This is a genomic window from Candidatus Skiveiella danica, assembly GCF_022705245.1.
GTDB classification, from domain to species: Bacteria; Pseudomonadota; Gammaproteobacteria; order Burkholderiales; family Burkholderiaceae_C; genus Skiveiella; species Skiveiella danica.
Map to the genome: position 1 here is coordinate 1 of NZ_JAKJEW010000147.1, position 239 is coordinate 239.

The 239-nt window shown below is 69.9% G+C and carries 1 protein-coding gene; it reads right to left on the reverse strand.

Annotated elements, in window-relative coordinates; genetic code table 11:
- Positions 1–239, reverse strand: a 239-nt coding sequence (locus tag ACMUOY_RS20595) for a hypothetical protein (RefSeq protein ID WP_413894576.1), incomplete at both ends; no start/stop codon positions are given.

The following is a 239-nucleotide window of genomic DNA, read 5'->3' on the forward strand; positions in this document are numbered from 1 at the left end:
CATCCGTTCCGCCCTTGCGCAGGATGAACTGCCCCAGCACCAGCTTGGCAATCGTCGCGACGACCAGCACCCCAAGCAGCGCCGCCGCGCCCAATGCGCTGCTCAGCAGCACCCGCACCAGCGACCATCCGGGCACGATCTGTGAGCCCGCCACGCCCGCGAGCGCGGCCAGCAGGACCGTGGCCAGAACGACCTTGGCGGCGAAGCGGGGATCAAACCGGGTCGGAGGCATCACACGG